Origin of the sequence: Streptomyces sp. 8N706 (assembly GCF_052245415.1) — a bacterium.
GTDB lineage: Bacteria > Actinomycetota > Actinomycetes > Streptomycetales > Streptomycetaceae > Streptomyces.
In genome coordinates this window covers 135,050-150,893 of record NZ_JBQQBW010000004.1, presented here as the reverse complement: position 1 = coordinate 150,893, position 15,844 = coordinate 135,050, and the positions used below count along the sequence as shown (strand labels likewise).

Below are 15,844 nucleotides of genomic sequence, written 5' to 3'. Positions count from 1 at the left end.
GGACCGGTCGGGGCAATCGCGCCCGGCACGCTGTGGCCATACCCAACTCGGCCGAGGAAACAAACCTGAACGCGCAACCAAAGTCCCCAGCACCGAGCACCACCCGCACCGCTGCGGTCATCCCCGCGGCGGGCCGCGGCGTCCGGCTCGGGCCCGGCGCTCCCAAGGCCCTGCGGGCGCTGAGCGGAACCCCCATGCTGGTGCACGCCGTGCGAGCCATGGCCCGCTCCCGAGCCGTCTCCCTGGTGGTCGTGGTGGCCCCGCCGGACGGTGCCGCCGAGGTCCGCACCCTCCTCGACGACCACGCCCTGCCCGAGACGACCGACGTGCTGGTCGTCCCGGGCGGCGAGACCCGTCAGGAGTCGGTGCGGCTCGGTCTCGAGGCGCTTCCCGAGGACATCGGCATCGTCCTCGTCCATGACGCGGCCCGCCCGCTCGTGCCCGTGGACACCGTGGACGCGGTGGCCGCGACCGTACGGGGCGGGGCGCCCGCCGTCGTCCCCGCGCTGCCGGTCGCCGACACCGTCAAGCAGGTCGAGCCGCGCGGCGGCGGCGCCGCCGGGGAGCCCGAGCTGGTCGTCGGCACGCCCGAGCGCGCCCGGCTGCGGGCCGTACAGACCCCCCAGGGCTTCGACCGCGCCACGCTGGTCGAGGCGCACGCGAAGGTCGTCTGCGAGGGCGAGGGCGCGACCGATGACGCCGGGATGGTCGAGCGGCTCGGTGTCCCGGTCGTGGTCGTGCCCGGCCACGAGGAGGCGTTCAAGGTGACCCGCCCGCTCGACCTCGTCCTGGCCGAGGCCGTACTCGCCCGCAGGAGGGCCACCGATGGCTTCACCTGACACACCCGGGCCCGGCCCGGTGCTGCCGCTGGTCGGCATCGGCACGGATGTCCACGCCTTCGAGAAGGGGCGCGAGCTGTGGTGCGCCGGCCTGCTCTGGGAGGGGGCGGAGTACGGCCTCGCCGGGCACTCCGACGGGGACGTCGCCGCCCATGCCGCCTGCGACGCGCTCTTCTCCGCGGCGGGGCTCGGTGACCTCGGCGCGCACTTCGGCACGGGCCGCCCCGAGTGGTCCGGCGCGTCCGGCGTCACCCTCCTCACGGAGGCGGCCCGGATCGTCCGGGCCGCGGGCTTCGGGATCGGCAATGTGGCGATCCAGGTGATCGGCGTACGGCCGAAGATCGGCAAGCGTCGCGAGGAGGCGCAGAAGGCGCTCTCCGCGGCGGTGGGGGCCCCGGTCTCGGTCTCGGGCACCACGACGGACGGTCTGGGGCTGACCGGCCGGGCGGAGGGCCTCGCCGCGCTGGCCACGGCCGTGGTCTTCCCCCGCCGCTGACGCACCGTCCTGCCGGGCACAGGTGCGCGGACCGGGAAATAGCGCTGCCTGAACGGGAGTTGGGTACGGATCGGGTTACGCGCACCTCCGCACGCCCGTAGGGCAGGACCTGCCGTGGCAGCCACACTCTCCGACGACCTCGGAAAGCTTCTCGACAGCCCGGTCTTCGTGACCCTGGCCACGATCCAGCCCGACGGCAGCCCGCAGCTCTCCGTCGTGTGGGTGAAGCGTGACAGTGACGATCTGCTGGTCTCCACCACGACCGGCCGCCGGAAGGAGAAGAACATCCGGCGGGACCCCCGGGTGACCGTGCTGGCCAACCCGGCTGACGCGCCGTACACCTACGCCGAGATCCGCGGCACCGCCACCCTCGGCACCGAGGGCGGCCAGGAGCTCATCGACGAACTGTCCCTGAAGTACACCGGCCGACCGTACGACGAGTTCAACCCGGCGGCGGACGAGGACGCCGAACGCGTGGTCGTCCCTATCGCGCCCGCAAGGTCGTCGGATACGCAGCCCCTGTCCCGCCCCGGTCACCGGGTGCCCGGACATCACGACGCCGTCGCCGTCGTATCACGGGTGTCACGCTTCTGTGTCCTCGTGTCCCGATGGGGCGCTGGGCACTGCCATGGGCGCACTACCCTTGTTGCGTGACCATTCGCCTGTACGACACCAGCGCCCGGCTGATCCGTGACTTCACCCCGCTCACGCCGGGCCGCGTCTCGATCTACCTGTGTGGCGCGACCGTGCAGGCCGCGCCCCACATCGGGCACATCAGGTCGGGGCTCAACTTCGACATCATGCGCCGCTGGTTCACGTACCGCGGTTATGACGTGACGTTCATCCGCAACGTCACGGACATCGACGACAAAATCCTCGCCAAGTCCACGGAGACCGGCGAGCCGTGGTGGTCGATCGGCTTCCGCAACGAGCGTGCCTTCAACTACGGGTACGACGTGCTCGGCTGCCTGCCTCCGACGTACGAGCCCCGTGCCACCGGCCACGTCCCCGAGATGATCGAGATGATGCGCGGCCTCATCGAGCGGGGCCACGCCTACGCCGCCGAGGGCAACGTCTACTTCGACGTGCGCTCCTTCCCCGGCTATCTCGCCCTCTCCAACCAGGAACTGGACAAGCTGCTCCAGCCGTCCGGCGAGGGCGAGACCGGTAAGCGCGACCCGCGGGACTTCGCCATGTGGAAGGCCGCCAAGCCCGGCGAGCCCAGCTGGGAGACGCCATGGGGCCGCGGACGGCCCGGGTGGCACCTGGAGTGCTCGGCGATGGCGCACAAGTACCTGGGCGAGGCCTTCGACATCCACGGCGGCGGCGTCGATCTCGTCTTCCCGCACCATGAGAACGAGATCGCGCAGGCCAAGGCCTTCGGCGACGCGTTCGCCGCGTACTGGGTGCACAACGCCTGGGTGACGATGAGCGGCGAGAAGATGAGCAAGTCGCTCGGGAACTCGGTGCTGGTCTCCGAGATGGTCAAGCGCTGGCGCCCCATCGTGCTCCGCTACTACCTGGGCACACCCCATTACCGCTCGATGATCGAGTACAGCGAGGACGCGCTGCGGGAGGCCGAGTCCGCCTTCGCCCGGATCGAGGGCTTCGTCCAGCGCGTCGTGGAGAAGGCGGGCGGGCCGGTGGAGCCCGCGGCCGAGGTGCCCCCGGCCTTCGCCGAGGCGATGGACGACGACCTGGGCGTGCCCCAGGCTCTGGCCGTCGTGCACACGACCGTCCGGCAGGGTAACTCCGCGCTCACGGCCGACGACAAGGAAGCGGCCGTCGCCCGGCTGGCCGAGGTCCGTGCGATGCTCGGAGTGCTGGGCCTCGACCCGCTGGACGAGCCCTGGGCGGGTGCGGACCACGGTGACGACCTCCACGGCGTCGTGGACTCCCTGGTGCGGCTCGTGCTCGAGCAGCGGCAGGCGGCCCGGGCCCGTAAGGACTACGCCACCGCGGACGCCATCCGCGACCAGCTCCAGCAGTCGAGTCTGGTGATCGAGGACACCCCGTCCGGCCCGCGCTGGGAACTCGGCCCGCGCCAGGCGCACAATTGACCGGGGCTCCGGGGACCGGAGCCCGACAGCCCATACGTACGCACGTTTGCAGCAGCAGTAAGAGATTAGGTGACCCATGGCCGGCAACAGCCAGCGCAGGAACCGCCGCACGTCCAACAAGAAGGGCATGCAGGTCGGCAGCGGCGGGCAGCGGCGCCGGTCCCTGGAGGGCAAGGGTCCGACCCCGCCGGCCTCGGCGCGCAAGGGCCATGCGAAGCAGCGCGTGGCGGCGGCCAAGGCCAAGCAGGCGGCCCGGCGCCCGGCCCCGCGCCGCGGCGGTCCCAAGGGCACCAACGAACTGGTCGTCGGCCGTAACCCGGTGGTCGAGGCGCTGCGCGAGGGCGTACCGGCGAACACGCTCTACGTCCAGCAGTTCATCGACAACGACGAGCGGGTGCGGGAGGCGCTCCAGCTCGCTGCCGACCGCGGGGGCATCGCGCTGATGGAGGCGCCGAAGCCCGAGCTGGACCGGATGACGAACGGCCTCAACCACCAGGGGCTGGTGCTCCAGGTGCCGCCGTACGACTACGCGCACCCGGAGGACCTGGCCGCGGCCGCCTTCGATGCGGGCGAGGACCCGCTGATCGTCGCCCTCGACGGCGTCACCGACCCGCGGAACCTCGGTGCGGTCGTCCGGTCCGTCTCCGCCTTCGGCGGGCACGGCGTGGTCGTGCCCGAGCGGCGCGCGGCCGGGATGACGGCGGGCGCCTGGAAGACCTCGGCGGGCACCGCCGCCCGTACGCCCGTCGCCCGGGCCACCAATCTGACCCGGGCCCTGGAGGCGTACCAGAAGGCCGGGATGACCGTGGTCGGCCTGGCCGCCGACGGCGAGGTCGAGCTCCAGGACCTCGAGGCGCTGGACGGCCCGGTCGTGATCGTGGTCGGCAGCGAGGGCAAGGGCCTGTCCCGGCTCGTCGGCGAGACCTGTGATCTCCGGGTGCGGATTCCGATGCCGGGCGGCGCCGAGTCCCTGAACGCGGGTGTCGCGGCGGGGGTCGTCCTCTACGAGACGGCTCGTCGCAGGGCGTGATGTCCGGGTCCGGGGCCTTGACGGGCCTCGGACACATCGGCGCGGGCAAGGCAGTGTCTTAAGGGCGAGTCACTCGGTTAGTTGAGTGTGGACACCAGAACACCCCGCCCTACGGGGGGACGCTCGCCAGGGTTCGACGACGAACCCGTGCTGAGCACGGTGAAGGTGCCGTGCGACCCGTCCCAGGTCATCGTCAACCACGCGAGCTTCCGAGTGCAGCTCGCCACGCCGGTCACGGGCTCCCGAGGCGTCGGTCTGCCGGGGAAGCGCCGGGCGCCGGTCGTCTGGAGCGGGCGGACCGAGCCCGGTGACCCGGCGGCCGGCCGGCTCCTGCAGGCCGTACGGAACTCCGGCGTGCACCTCGGCGCGGAGGCCGGGAGCGGCCGGGGCGATGTGGGCGCGACCCAGGTACTGCCCCGTATCCGCCTCGACGAGGCGCCCCCGACCGTCATCGGCCCGCGGTCCCCGCAGCCGGGCGACACGAATCTGCTGCGCGGGGTCCGGCCCGCGCGCGGTGCCTACGACGACGCGTTCCACGAAGACGAGCTCCACGACGACGCGGACACCGACGAGTTCGAGGCGTTCGGCGAGGGGCCGCGGAGCCGCCGCCAGGGGCCGGACCAGGTCCGGCACGCCTACTACCCCGGGCGCCGGATGAACCTCGGCGTCGTCCTGCTCCCGCTGCGGATCTTCCTCGGCTTCATCCTGATCTACGCCGGCATGGGCAAGCTCTGCGACCCCGTGTACTTCGACGGTGGCCGGCGCGGCTCGATGGTCACCTGGCTCTCCCATCTGCACCCGTGGGCCTTCGCCTCGCCGCTGCGCGACTTCGCGGTCGCCCACCCGGTGGGCGCGGGTCTGACCGTCGCCTTCCTGCAGGTCGTGGTCGGCGTGCTGACGGTCTTCGGGTTGTGGCAGCGGCTCGCCGCCTCGTTCGGGGCGCTGCTGTCCGCCACCCTGCTCCTGGCCGTCAGCTGGCGGACCGTACCCGTCTACGACGCGCCGGACATCATCTACCTCGCCGCCTGGAGCCCGCTGATCATCGCGGGCGCACCGGTCTACTCGGTGGACGCCCGGCTCGCGGGCGAGGCCTGGCGCAAGCTCGGGCCGCGGGTCGGCATCTGGGACCTGCGGCGGCGTGTGCTGCGCCGCGGCGCGGTCATGGCGACGGTCGTCGGAGGCATGACGCTGCTGGTCGGCTCCATGCTGGGCGGCGCGGTGCGGTCCTCTGACCTGACGACGGTGCCGGGCCCGACGGACGCGCCCAGGAACCATCTGCCGGGATCGCCGCTGCCGCGGCGGTCGGACGGGGACCGGTCGTCGCAGGAGCCGTCCTCCGCGGGCTCCGGCTCACCGGAGGCCAGCCGGAGCGCGAGCCCGTCCGCCTCGTCGGGGGCCTCGACCGGGCCGGGCACGGAGCGGGAGACGGGGACCGTCGGCACGGGAGAGCAGCCCGGCCGTCAGGCTCCCCCGGGCCAGGACAGCAGCGGTGCCCAGACCCCGCAGCAGCCAGTCGCGCCCGCCGCACCGCCCAGCCGTACGGCGGGCCCGTCCTCGACCGGCGGCGCGGCAACGCCCGGCGGTGCGAGCGGTGGCGGGGGGAGCGGCTCCGGCGGTACGAGCGGTGACGGGTCGAGTGGCGGGGCTCTGGGAGGTCTGCTGGGCTGATGCCCCGGGTGTCTGTCGGACCGACGACTCTCCCGGCCCCATACCGGCCGACGCCGTCTACGGCAGTACCGATCCGCACGATTGCAGTACCGATCCGCACGATGCCGCCCCCACCGTCCTGGTGTGGGCGGCATCGCCGTATGCGGTGTGTGGTGGGGGCGTCCCGTGCCTGCGCGGGCCATGAGCGCTTCCGGGGCCGGGACGGGGTTCTGTGGCGGTTGTGAGTTCTGCGGGCTGCGGCGAGGGGTGGGTGAGGGACGGCTTCCGCTTGGAGTGCGAGGCGGTTGCGTGGAGCGCGGGACCGGGTTCTGTGGGCGTCGGACCGGGTTCTGTGAGCTTCGGTGGCAGGTGCGCGGCGGAAGGGCTCAGCGGGTGTGGGCGGCGAGTTCCTCGGCCGCCTCGGAGAGGTCCTTCGCCGTGTCGATCGCGCGCCAGTAGGCGCCGTGGGGAAGCGGGAAGCCCGCCAGACGGTGCTCGCGCGCGAGCCGTGGGAAGGTGGCGCGCTCGTGATCACCACGATCGGGGAGAAGGGCCGTGAACGCGGCCGAGAAGACGTAGACACCGGCGTTGATCAGATACGGCGAGGGCGGGGCCTCGATGAAGTCCAGGACATGGCCGAACCGGTCGGTCTCGACCGCGCCCCAGGGGATACGGGGCCGCGCCAGAGCGAGTGTCGCCGTCGCGTCACGCTCGTAGTGGAAAGCGGCCATCTCGCGCAGGGAGAAGCGCGTCCAGATGTCGCCATTGGTGGCGTACCACGGCCGGTCGGGATGGGGCAGGGAGGCGGCCGCGTGCTTGAGGCCCCCTCCGCGGCCCAGAGGCTCCGCTTCGACCACCGTCGTGACCCGCAGCGGGAGTTGGTCGGCGGAGGAGGCCAGCCAGTCCTGGAGCACCTCGGCGAGGTGTCCGCAGGAGACGACGGCGTCGGTGACACCTTCGTCGGCGAGCCAGGCCAGTTGATGGCCGATGATCGGGGTCCCGGTGCCGGGGATCTCGACCATCGGCTTGGGGCGGTCGTCGGTGTACGGACGCAGCCGCGCCCCTTGGCCGCCGGCCAGAATCACGGCTTGCGTGGGGGCGACGTCGTGCGCGTTCGCGTAGCCGCTCACATCCGCGCGGTGATCACCTGTCATGGTGTGCACCTTATGCGCCATGCGCTCATCCGGGATACGGGAGTGTCCGCCTCCTGGCTGCGGAAGGAACCGCTCCGGGATGTGAAGGGGTCAGCGGGCCTCCTCGGCCACCCCGTACGCGAAGGACGTGTCGCAGACCGGGCGGGAGTACGCCTGGGCGCGGTGGGCAGCGCCCCCGTACTTGGCGACCGCGGCACGGCCGAGTGCGCGGGCGATCGAGGCGCAGTGCTTCGCCAGCGAGGGGCGGGCGTTGGTCGCCTCCTGGAGGTGCGTGAGCGCGACGGCCGGGTCCTTCTCCTGGAGTTCGGTGAGGAGCCGCTCACGGAGGATGTCCTGCGGGGCGCGGGACTTCGCGTGGGTGGAGGCTTTCTCCGATGACGCGGTGAGCATCCGGGAGTCGGTATCCGGTGACGACCAGGGGACGCTGGTGACCGCGAGCGTCCCGGAGAGAACGAGGACGACGGGGAGGACGAGAGCGAGAGTTCTGCCGATGCGGCGGGCTGCGTGGTTCACGCCCGCGATCGTAGCGAGGAGTGATGATTTGGCGACATTTAGTCACCCACTCGAGTGATGAATTGCCGGGCAGGTCCCTTCAACGCGTTGACGTGGAAGGGCAAAACGCCGGATCTGTGCGGATCTCTCCCCGCCGGCGCGCGTCGGCGCCGTACACCCCGGAGGCGTACGGCGCCGAGCGGGGGCCGTCAGTCGCTGAGGCGCTCGCCGGAGGAGGTCGAGAAGACGTGGAGCTCGCCCGGGCGCGGTACGACGTGGACCACCGAGCCCTTCTCCGGGACCTGGCGGCCGTTGACACGGACGACCAGGTCCTTCCGGTCGCCGCCGACCTCGGCGGTGCCGTAGACGTAGCCGTCGGCCCCGAGCTCCTCGACGACGTTGACCGTTATGGCGAGCCCGGCCGGGGCGTCCGCGGTCTCCTTGGACAGGGACTTGGCGGCGGCGCCGTTCTGCTCCACCACATCGAAGTGCTCGGGGCGGACGCCGACGGTGACGGTGCGGTCGCCCTTGTCGGCGGCGGCGCTCAGGGCCTCGCGGGAGACCGGGACGACACTGTTGCCGAACTTCACACCGCCGTCGGTGATCGGCACCTCGACGAGGTTCATGGCGGGGGAGCCGATGAAGCCCGCGACGAAGAGGTTGGCCGGGCGGTCGTACATGTTGCGCGGCGAGTCGATCTGCTGGAGCAGGCCGTCCTTGAGGACCGCGACCCGGTCGCCCATGGTCATGGCCTCGACCTGGTCGTGGGTGACGTACACCGTGGTGATGCCGAGGCGGCGCTGCAGCCCGGCGATCTGGGTACGGGTCTGGACGCGCAGCTTGGCGTCGAGGTTGGAGAGCGGCTCGTCCATGAGGAAGACCTGCGGCTCACGGACGATCGCCCGGCCCATCGCGACCCGCTGGCGCTGGCCGCCGGAGAGGGCCTTGGGCTTGCGGCCGAGGTACTCGGTGAGGTCGAGGATCTTCGCCGCGTCCTCGACCTTCTGCCGGATCTCGCTCTTGTTGACACCGGCGATCTTGAGCGCGAAGCCCATGTTGTCGGCGACGGTCATATGCGGGTAGAGCGCGTAGTTCTGGAACACCATGGCGATGTCCCGGTCCTTGGGCGGGAGGTGGGTGACATCGCGGTCACCGATGCGGATCGCGCCGTCGTTGACGTCCTCGAGGCCCGCGAGCATCCGCAGGGAGGTGGACTTGCCGCAGCCGGACGGGCCGACGAGGACGAGGAACTCGCCGTCCTCGATCTGGATGTCGAGCTTGTCGACGGCGGGCTTGTCGGTGCCCGGATAGATCCGGGTCGCCTGGTCGTATGTGACCGTAGCCATGGTGATAGGTCCCTTCACCGGCAGGAACGTGCCGGACGATCCGAGTAAAGGTGTAGTCCACTGATGGTGGGCTGCCTGGACGCTACCCGGCGGGCCGCGGTTTGTCAGTAGCCGGAGGGCCCCGGATTGCCTGATGCCGGAGGCAGGGCGGTCTGTGTAGAGTGGAGCAGCCTTCGCGCGCAGTCGATGCGCGCGCGGCGCCGACTTAGCTCAGCTGGTAGAGCACCGCTCTTGTAAAGCGAAGGTCGTCGGTTCGAACCCGACAGTCGGCTCTGTGTCTGAACAGAGAAACACCTGGTCAGGCGCCAAGTTCATGCGGCAAAGGCCCTCCGTGAAGATCACGGAGGGCCTATTCGTGTCGGATGGGAACGCCCTGGGAACATGCCGTCAGGCGGCCGTCTCCCCGGGGTCGTCGCTGAGCACCTCGGGTGTGGTCAGCGTGCTCGGCGCGAACACGGCCCCTTACCCGGGCGACGATGCATGCGGTGCGGGCGGGGAAGCAGCGGCTGAGCCGCGGCGGCGGGCGCGGCGCCTGCGGATGATCACTCCTGTGACGAGCAGGCCCGCGAAGAATGCGGTGATGACTGCAGGGCCGATCGTGTCCAGCGTGTTGGCGATCGCGCGCTGGACGGCTCCGGCCGCGTTGATGACGGGGTCCTGGGTGTTGGGGTCTCGTTGGACGCGGATTTCGTTCCAGCCGTAGTAGGCGACGTAGGCGCCGACGAGGAAGAGGAGTCCGCCGCCGAGGCGGGGTGCGATGGCGCCGACGCGGCGCAGCCGGGTGACGGCGGTGGTGCGGGTGAGGGCGACGGTCAAGGAAGCGGCGCCGACGATCAGTCCCATCCCGGCGGCGTAGACCGCGAACAGGGTGACGCCCTCGCCGGTGGAGCCGGAACGGAAGGCGGAGACGACGATGGCGAGGAACGGGGCGATGGTGCAGCCGAGGGACGCTGTGGCGTACGCCATGCCGAACAGTGCCATCGAGAGGATAGAGCGAGTGACAGCCGGGGCCCGGCGGACTTTCGGGGCAAAGGCGGGCAGTTGGCGGCCGGCCAGGAGCCAGGCGCCGACGGCGGCCATGACGAGTCCGAAGGCGATGGTGAACCAGGGCAGGTGTTCCTGGACCTGTCCGGCGACGGGCTGGATCGCGAGGCCGAATATGCCGAAGAGGGCGGCGAAGCCGACGGTCATCGCGACGGTCGCGGTCAGGGCCCGGCTGATGGCGACGGTGCGGGTGGGGGCGTCGTCGCCGAGCACGAGCAGGGAGAGGTAGGCGGGGAGCAGGGCGAAGCCGCACGGGTTGACGGCGGCGAGCATGCCCGCGGTGAGGGCGAGGGCGAGGGGCAGGTCGGACATGGTCGTTCAGCCGGTGAGTCCGGCGAGCTTTTCGGCAAGTCCCTGGCCGGCGGGGAGTACGCCTTCGTAGACGGTCTTGCCGTCCTTGTCGAGGATGACGTAGCGGCTCTGTTCGGTGACCTTGAACCGCTTCCAGACCTCGCCTTGCTCGTCGGAGAGATGGGGGAAGGCTGAGGTGCCGGTGTCGGCGACGAAGTCTTTCATGGCGGCGTTCTTGTCCAGGCCGGCGACGCCGACGACGTTGGCCTTGCCCGCGTAGTCGGCGGCGACCTTCGCGGTCTCGGATGCCTGGGCCTTGCACTTGGGACACCAGGGCGCCCAGAACCACAGCACGGTCGGCTTGCCCACCAGGGTCTTGGCGTCGAAGGGCTTGCCGTCCACCGTGGTTGCTGTGAACTGAAGCGCCTGCGGATCCGGGTCCCCGGTGGCTCTGCTGTCGCCGGTGTCGGAGGAGGCGGGCGGCTGCGCCGGGGACGACGCGTTCGAGGCGGATGCGCCCTCCGCCGCGTCGTCGGAGCCACTGCCGGGGCCGCATCCCGTGAGGGTGATCAGGGCGGCGGCGAGGGCGGCTGGGAGGACGGTGCGGGCGCGCATGGAGGACTCCTGTGTGCTCGGGATGGGGGTGACTGTAGATCCACCACCCCAACCTCGTGGATGGTGGCGGGCTTACGGTTCGGTGACGTCAGCCCGCGGCGTCCTTGAGCCGTTCGGGGTCCAGGACGGTGATGCGAGCGGCCTCGGGCGAGGCGGAGCAGGCCGTGGTCGGCGTAGTCGCGCAGCACCTTGGTGCAGCGCATCCGCTCGCACTGCTCGTGCGTGACGGAGTAGCCGTCCGGCTGGTGGCCGGAGTCGGCGAAGCAGATCGGGCAGTCCAGGTTGCAGCCAGTGTTGACCTCGATGATCCCCGGGCACGCGTGCTGCTTGTGCTCCGGGCACAGCCCGCAGTCGCTCGGGCAGCCGTCCCTCACCTCGGTGTCTCTGCCCTGCCGGTGGCCCGAGCCGTGAGCGCCGGCTGTCCCCGTATCGGCGACAGTGGCCCTGCGAGCTGTGCGTATCAGTAGCCCGGCGTAGAGGAGCAGGAGTGCGTTCCTGGAGGAGCACGAACCAGCTGCCGCATTCGGGTTGGCCCGCCCGTCGAGGGTGACGGAGTAGTACCGGGCGAGCCCCTTCCAGAAGCACAACGACCGTGAGCGGCTCTCGGTGAAGTACTCGCGGTGCAGCGATTCGGGCGGGAAGTGGTGGCTACCCTCGACGATCACCGTGCGCGGGGCCTCCCGATCACCGTGCCGTTCCATACAGGCAGCATGGCCGTGGCTCAATCGCCGGACGTCTGCCCCCGGCCCGGCACCTGGGACGCCCTCGCGGCCTCGGCCTCGGCCTTGGCGTCGCTCACTGCGGCGGCGGCCTGCTTCGCGACCTCATCAGCAGCCGCGGCGGCATCGAGCGAAAGCGTCGAGCCTGCCTCGAGCTCCGCAGTCCCGCCTTCGTCAGACGCGCCGTCGGTAGTGGTTGTTCCCTCCGGTTGCCCAGATTCGGGAAGACCCATCGTTGACTGATCGCCGAACGCGCTGGTGACGGCGCGCACTGCCTCGGTCAGCTCCCCCGGGATCACCCAGAACGTGTTGTTGTCGCTCTTCGCCAAGTGTGGAAGCGTTTCGAGGTACTTGTAGGCCAGGATCTTCGGGTCGGCATTGTTGCGGTGGACGGCCTGGAAGACGCGCTCCACCGCCTTTGCCTCGCCGTCCGCCCGCAAGATCATGGCTTGTTGCGTGCCCTGTGCTTCCAGGATGTCCTTCTGCTTCGTTCCCTCCGCGGTAAGGATCTTGGCTTGCCGCTCCCCTTCGGCGTGCAGGATGGCCGCGCGCTTGTCACGCTCGGCCCGCATCTGCTTCTCCATCGCCTCTTTGATGGTGTTCGGTGGATCGATGGCCTTGATCTCGACGCGGTTGACCCGGATGCCCCACTTGCCGGTGGCGTCGTCGAGGACGGTGCGGAGCCGGGTGTTGATCTCCTCACGTGAGGTGAGCGTCTGCTCCAGGTCCATGCTGCCGATGACGTTCCGCAGCGTGGTCACGGTGAGCTGATCGATCGCCTGCAGGTAGTCAGCGACCTCGTAGGCCGCCGCCCGCGGGTCGGTGATCTGGTAGTAGAGCACGGTATCGATGTTCACCACGAGGTTGTCCTCGGTGATCACCGGCTTGGGGTCGGACGAATACACCTGCTCGCGCACGTCGAGTTTGGTGTTGACGCGGTCCGCCACCGGCAGGACGAAGTTCAGGCCGGGTTGCAGCGTCCGCCGATACCGGCCGAACCGCTCGATGTTGTAGCGGCGCGCCTGCGGAACGATCCGCACAGTGGCGGCCACGAGGAACACAACAACAATCGCTGCCACAAGAATCGGGATGACAACCGGATCCACACTTCCTCCCTTGCTATGTGTTCAGCCGTTCATGGAAGGAGTTCGCGGGGGTAGACGACGGCTGTAGCGCCCTCGATCTCCATGACATCCACCAGTGCTCCCACCGGGATCACCTGGCTTTCGTCGAGAGCGCGAGCGGACCATTCCTCGCCGGATACCTTGACCAGGCCGCGGGTCGCGGTGACCTCCTGCATGACCTCGGCCCGCTTGCCGATCAGCGCATCGCTGCCCTCGCGTGTGAGGGGTGACTGTGCCGTATGCCGCAGCGCGAGAGGACGGAGGATGGCGAGACCCGCTGCCGCTGCCACTCCGAGCGCCACGAGCTGGCCGAGAAGGCCGATGCCCGCACCAGCGACTACAGCGGCAACCAATGCAGCACCGGCCAGCAACCCGAAGACCAGCGTCAGGGTGAAGAACTCCGCGACACCAAGCGCCGCGGCGGCGAGCAGCCATACGAACCACGGCATCGGTTCAGCCTCCCTCAGGGGACTTATCCACCGACTTACCCCCCGGAACCGGGACGGATGCAGACTTGTCCGGCCTGGTTCAACGGAGCGCATCCCATCGGACGAGACGAGGAAGCTGCCGGAACCCGCGTGGTCTGCGATCAGGACGCCTGGACGGCGACCAGGAAGTCCGACCCGCGTTGCCGGTGCTGGTCGGCGCCCTCCGCCGGCCGGGCCGCCTGCTTGTCGTCCCGCTCGGCCGTCCGGTGCACCGCCACCTGCACAGAGAAGTCCGTCTGCCGCCGGGCCCGGCTCAACTGCGGCTGGCTGAAGCGGACAGGAAAGCCCCGCCCCACCAGCACCGCGATCCGCACCAGCGTCCACCCTTGATCCCCGCAGCCGTGCGCTGCCGGACCGTGCCCCAACCCCACCGCCGCCCGTGCCGCCGACCCGGCGGTGACCGCGCTTACACTCCGTGGCCCGCGGCGGCGACTCCCCGTCAGGGCTGCCGGGCATCGGGCAGCCCGACGCTAGCGGCTCCGGGGCCCTGACTGTCTGGAGGTTCTCGCGGGACCCACCTCCGGCATTGGCCAGAAAGCCAAAGTGTCCCTCACCATCTTGGCCAATACGCACGCCTCTCCCCGCCGCCTGTTCCGCATCATCAAGGGCCGGAGTGGGAGCTGTGAGAGGAGTGGACGCGTGGACACTGTGCGGACGAGCCCGCGGAGACCCGCGGGTGAGGTCGGGGCTGCGAGCAGGTTGACGCGGCGGCGGGACGTCGCCGATCTGGTTGCCGAGGCCCGTGGTGGTGAGCTGCGTCGGACGATGGGGCTGACACAGCTCACGCTGCTCAGCGTGGGCGCGACCCTCGGCACAGGGATCTTCGTCGTCCTCAGCCAGGCGGTGCCCGAGGCCGGCCCCGCCGTCGTGGTCTCTTTCGTGCTCGCCGGGATCACCGCACTGTTCCCCGCCCTGTCCTACGCCGAGCTGGCGGGCATGACCCCGGGCGCCGGATCCTCGTACAGCTATGCCTACGCCACGCTCGGCGTGCTGGTCGCGTGGGTCTGCGGCTGGTGTCTGGTGCTGGAATACGGCGTCTCGGTCGCCGCCGTCGCGGTCGGCTGGGGCCAGTACGTGAACGAGCTGCTGGAGCTCACCGTCGGCTGGACGCTGCCCGAGTCGCCGGCCGCCCCGCCGGGCGCGGGCGGCGTGCTGAACGTTCCGGCGGTCGCGATCGTCGTCCTCGCCATGGTGGTGCTGCTGCGCGGGGCCCGCGAGAGCGCCGTCGCCGACACGATCATGGTGACGGTGAAGGTGGCCGCCCTGGTGATGATCTGCGCCGTCGCCTTCACCGCGTTCCGCGCCGGGAACTTCCAGCCGCTGTTCCCGCTCGGCATGGCGGGTGTGAGCGCGGGCGCCGCCTCGCAGGAGGAGACCGCCGCATGACCTCGCTGAACCCGACCGCCGACCTGGTGGACCTCACCCGGGCCCTCGTGGACATCCCGTCCGAGAGCGGTGACGAGTCCGTCCTCGCCGCCGCCGTGGAGTCCGCCCTGCGCGCGTGTGCGCATCTGACGGTCGAACGCATCGGCAATTCCGTCGTGGCCCGCACCGACTCCGGCCGCGCCGAGCGGGTGGTCATCGGCGGCCACCTGGACACCGTCCCGGCCGCCGGGAACCTGCCTTCCCGGCTGGATGGAGAGCTGCTCCACGGGCTCGGCGCGTGCGACATGAAGGGCGGCGTCGCCGTCGCCCTGCGCCTCGCGGCCACCGTCACCGCACCGGTACGTGACGTCACGTATGTCTTCTACGAGTGCGAGGAGGTCTCCGGCGACCGCAACGGCCTGAACCGTATCGCCGCCGAACGTCCCGACCTGCTCAAGGCGGACCTCGCGATCCTCATGGAGCCGTCCGACGCGGGCGTCGAGGCGGGATGCCAGGGTGTCCTGAACGCGGACATCACGGTGCGCGGCGAGCGCGCGCACACCGCCCGCTCCTGGATGGGCGTCAACGCCGCGCACCGAGCGGCCGCCGTGCTCCAGCGCCTCGACGACCACACCGCCGAGCGGATCGTCATCGACGGCCTGGAGTACCGCGAAGGGCTGAACGCGGTCGCTGTCCGCGCGGGCATCGCCGAGAACGTCGTCCCCGACACCTGCGTGATCACGGTCAACCTGCGCTTCGCGCCGAGCCGTTCGGCCGGGCAGGCCGAGGCGTATCTGCGCGGGCTCTTCCCCCAGGACGAGGTCGAGGTCACCGAGGTCGTGCCGGGAGCCCTGCCGGGGCTCGGACAGGGCCCGGTCGCCTCGCTCGTCGAGGTCCTGGGTGCGACCCCCCGCCCCAAGCTGGGCTGGACCGACGTCGCCCGCTTCGCCGCGCTCGGCACGCCCGCGCTCAACTACGGCCCGGGTGACCCGACGCTCGCGCACACCGCCGGGGAGTACGTGCCCGTCGGGCAGCTGCGGGAGTGCGAGGCTCGGCTCGCGGCCTGGCTGAGCGGCTGAACCCCACGGGGACGCGTTGCCCCGGGCCGGTGGGGCCGGATGGTGCCGACCGTCA

At 70.9% G+C, this 15,844-nt stretch carries 16 protein-coding genes, 1 tRNA gene and 1 pseudogene; 9 read left to right on the top strand and 9 right to left on the bottom strand.

Annotation, left to right across the window (positions count from 1 at the left end):
* Positions 1-65 precede the first annotated feature (65 nt).
* From ispD to ACTWQE_RS03350, 6 genes are all read left to right on the top strand, one after another.
* Entirely contained in the window at positions 66-839 is a 774-nt protein-coding gene (gene ispD, locus ACTWQE_RS03375) for a 2-C-methyl-D-erythritol 4-phosphate cytidylyltransferase (RefSeq protein WP_443327290.1), read from the top strand.
* Positions 826-1,335, top strand: coding sequence for a 2-C-methyl-D-erythritol 2,4-cyclodiphosphate synthase (gene ispF / locus ACTWQE_RS03370; RefSeq protein WP_443327271.1), 510 nt, complete (start codon positions 826-828; stop codon positions 1,333-1,335). Before ispD ends, ispF begins: the two co-directional genes overlap by 14 nt.
* A 114-nt stretch (positions 1,336-1,449) precedes the next feature.
* Positions 1,450-1,989 (top strand): PPOX class F420-dependent oxidoreductase, encoded by a 540-nt coding sequence (locus ACTWQE_RS03365; RefSeq protein ID WP_443327270.1) that lies wholly within the window; start codon positions 1,450-1,452, stop codon positions 1,987-1,989.
* Positions 1,986-3,395 carry a cysteine--tRNA ligase gene (gene cysS, locus ACTWQE_RS03360; protein WP_443327269.1) on the top strand — a complete coding sequence of 470 codons (1,410 nt, stop codon included), beginning with the start codon at positions 1,986-1,988 and terminating at the stop codon, positions 3,393-3,395. Before ACTWQE_RS03365 ends, cysS begins: the two co-directional genes overlap by 4 nt.
* A gap of 76 nt (positions 3,396-3,471) precedes the next feature.
* Positions 3,472-4,425, top strand: coding sequence for a 23S rRNA (guanosine(2251)-2'-O)-methyltransferase RlmB (gene rlmB / locus ACTWQE_RS03355; RefSeq protein ID WP_443327268.1), 954 nt, complete (start codon positions 3,472-3,474; stop codon positions 4,423-4,425).
* Between the two features lie 87 nt (positions 4,426-4,512).
* The gene (locus tag ACTWQE_RS03350; protein ID WP_443327289.1) at positions 4,513-6,093 is read left to right on the top strand and encodes a DoxX family protein; all 1,581 of its coding nucleotides are present in this window, start codon (positions 4,513-4,515) and stop codon (positions 6,091-6,093) included.
* A gap of 365 nt (positions 6,094-6,458) precedes the next feature.
* On the opposite strand, the gene ACTWQE_RS03345 is transcribed toward ACTWQE_RS03350, so the two are convergent.
* The 3 genes from ACTWQE_RS03345 to ACTWQE_RS03335 form a co-directional block, all read right to left on the bottom strand.
* Positions 6,459-7,226, bottom strand: coding sequence for a nucleotidyltransferase family protein (locus ACTWQE_RS03345; RefSeq protein ID WP_443327267.1), 768 nt, complete (start codon positions 7,224-7,226; stop codon positions 6,459-6,461).
* Between the two features lie 90 nt (positions 7,227-7,316).
* Positions 7,317-7,739, bottom strand: a complete 423-nt coding sequence (locus ACTWQE_RS03340) for a hypothetical protein (RefSeq protein ID WP_443327266.1) — start codon at positions 7,737-7,739, stop codon at positions 7,317-7,319.
* Positions 7,740-7,927: 188 nt separating this feature from the next.
* A complete protein-coding gene (locus tag ACTWQE_RS03335) occupies positions 7,928-9,064 on the bottom strand; it encodes an ABC transporter ATP-binding protein (RefSeq protein WP_443327265.1) in 1,137 nt (378 codons plus the stop codon).
* Between the two features lie 199 nt (positions 9,065-9,263).
* Between ACTWQE_RS03335 and ACTWQE_RS03330 the strand changes: the two genes are divergently transcribed.
* Positions 9,264-9,336: transfer RNA gene (locus ACTWQE_RS03330), tRNA-Thr, on the top strand.
* A 190-nt stretch (positions 9,337-9,526) separates the two neighbouring features.
* Here the strand turns inward: ACTWQE_RS03330 and ACTWQE_RS03325 are convergent.
* From ACTWQE_RS03325 to ACTWQE_RS03300, 6 genes are all read right to left on the bottom strand, one after another.
* Positions 9,527-10,420 (bottom strand): cytochrome c biogenesis CcdA family protein, encoded by an 894-nt coding sequence (locus tag ACTWQE_RS03325; protein ID WP_443327264.1) that lies wholly within the window; start codon positions 10,418-10,420, stop codon positions 9,527-9,529.
* Between the two features lie 6 nt (positions 10,421-10,426).
* Positions 10,427-11,014, bottom strand: a complete 588-nt coding sequence (locus ACTWQE_RS03320; protein WP_443327263.1) for a redoxin domain-containing protein — start codon at positions 11,012-11,014, stop codon at positions 10,427-10,429.
* On the bottom strand, positions 10,969-11,715 hold the full coding sequence (locus ACTWQE_RS03315) for a DUF427 domain-containing protein (RefSeq protein WP_443327262.1): 747 nt from the start codon (positions 11,713-11,715) through the stop codon (positions 10,969-10,971). The genes ACTWQE_RS03320 and ACTWQE_RS03315 overlap by 46 nt, the downstream gene beginning before the upstream one ends.
* Before the next feature lie 20 nt (positions 11,716-11,735).
* Positions 11,736-12,839, bottom strand: coding sequence for an SPFH domain-containing protein (locus ACTWQE_RS03310; RefSeq protein WP_443327261.1), 1,104 nt, complete (start codon positions 12,837-12,839; stop codon positions 11,736-11,738).
* 29 nt (positions 12,840-12,868) lie between these two features.
* Positions 12,869-13,306, bottom strand: a complete 438-nt coding sequence (locus ACTWQE_RS03305; RefSeq protein WP_443327260.1) for an NfeD family protein — start codon at positions 13,304-13,306, stop codon at positions 12,869-12,871.
* A 140-nt stretch (positions 13,307-13,446) separates the two neighbouring features.
* Positions 13,447-13,716 carry a winged helix-turn-helix domain-containing protein gene (locus ACTWQE_RS03300; protein WP_443327259.1) on the bottom strand — a complete coding sequence of 90 codons (270 nt, stop codon included), beginning with the start codon at positions 13,714-13,716 and terminating at the stop codon, positions 13,447-13,449.
* Positions 13,717-13,984: 268 nt separating this feature from the next.
* Here ACTWQE_RS03300 and ACTWQE_RS03295 point away from each other — a divergent pair.
* Positions 13,985-14,710, top strand: a pseudogene (locus ACTWQE_RS03295) (amino acid permease); the annotation flags it as partial.
* 17 nt (positions 14,711-14,727) lie between these two features.
* Entirely contained in the window at positions 14,728-15,789 is a 1,062-nt protein-coding gene (gene dapE / locus ACTWQE_RS03290; protein ID WP_443327258.1) for a succinyl-diaminopimelate desuccinylase, read from the top strand.
* Positions 15,790-15,844 lie beyond the last annotated feature (55 nt).

Excerpts from the sequence above, each read along its gene's own strand:
- ACTWQE_RS03345 (WP_443327267.1), bottom strand. The coding sequence starts at position 7,226 with ATGACAGGTGATCACCGCGCGGATGTGAGCGGCTACGCGAACGCGCAC.
- ACTWQE_RS03335 (WP_443327265.1), bottom strand. The coding sequence starts at position 9,064 with ATGGCTACGGTCACATACGACCAGGCGACCCGGATCTATCCGGGCACC.
- ACTWQE_RS03315 (WP_443327262.1), bottom strand. The coding sequence starts at position 11,715 with ATGGAACGGCACGGTGATCGGGAGGCCCCGCGCACGGTGATCGTCGAG.
- ACTWQE_RS03320 (WP_443327263.1), bottom strand. The coding sequence starts at position 11,014 with ATGCGCGCCCGCACCGTCCTCCCAGCCGCCCTCGCCGCCGCCCTGATC.
- ACTWQE_RS03325 (WP_443327264.1), bottom strand. The coding sequence starts at position 10,420 with ATGTCCGACCTGCCCCTCGCCCTCGCCCTCACCGCGGGCATGCTCGCC.
- ispF (WP_443327271.1), top strand. The coding sequence starts at position 826 with ATGGCTTCACCTGACACACCCGGGCCCGGCCCGGTGCTGCCGCTGGTC.
- ACTWQE_RS03305 (WP_443327260.1), bottom strand. The coding sequence starts at position 13,306 with ATGCCGTGGTTCGTATGGCTGCTCGCCGCCGCGGCGCTTGGTGTCGCG.
- dapE (WP_443327258.1), top strand. The coding sequence starts at position 14,728 with ATGACCTCGCTGAACCCGACCGCCGACCTGGTGGACCTCACCCGGGCC.
- rlmB (WP_443327268.1), top strand. The coding sequence starts at position 3,472 with ATGGCCGGCAACAGCCAGCGCAGGAACCGCCGCACGTCCAACAAGAAG.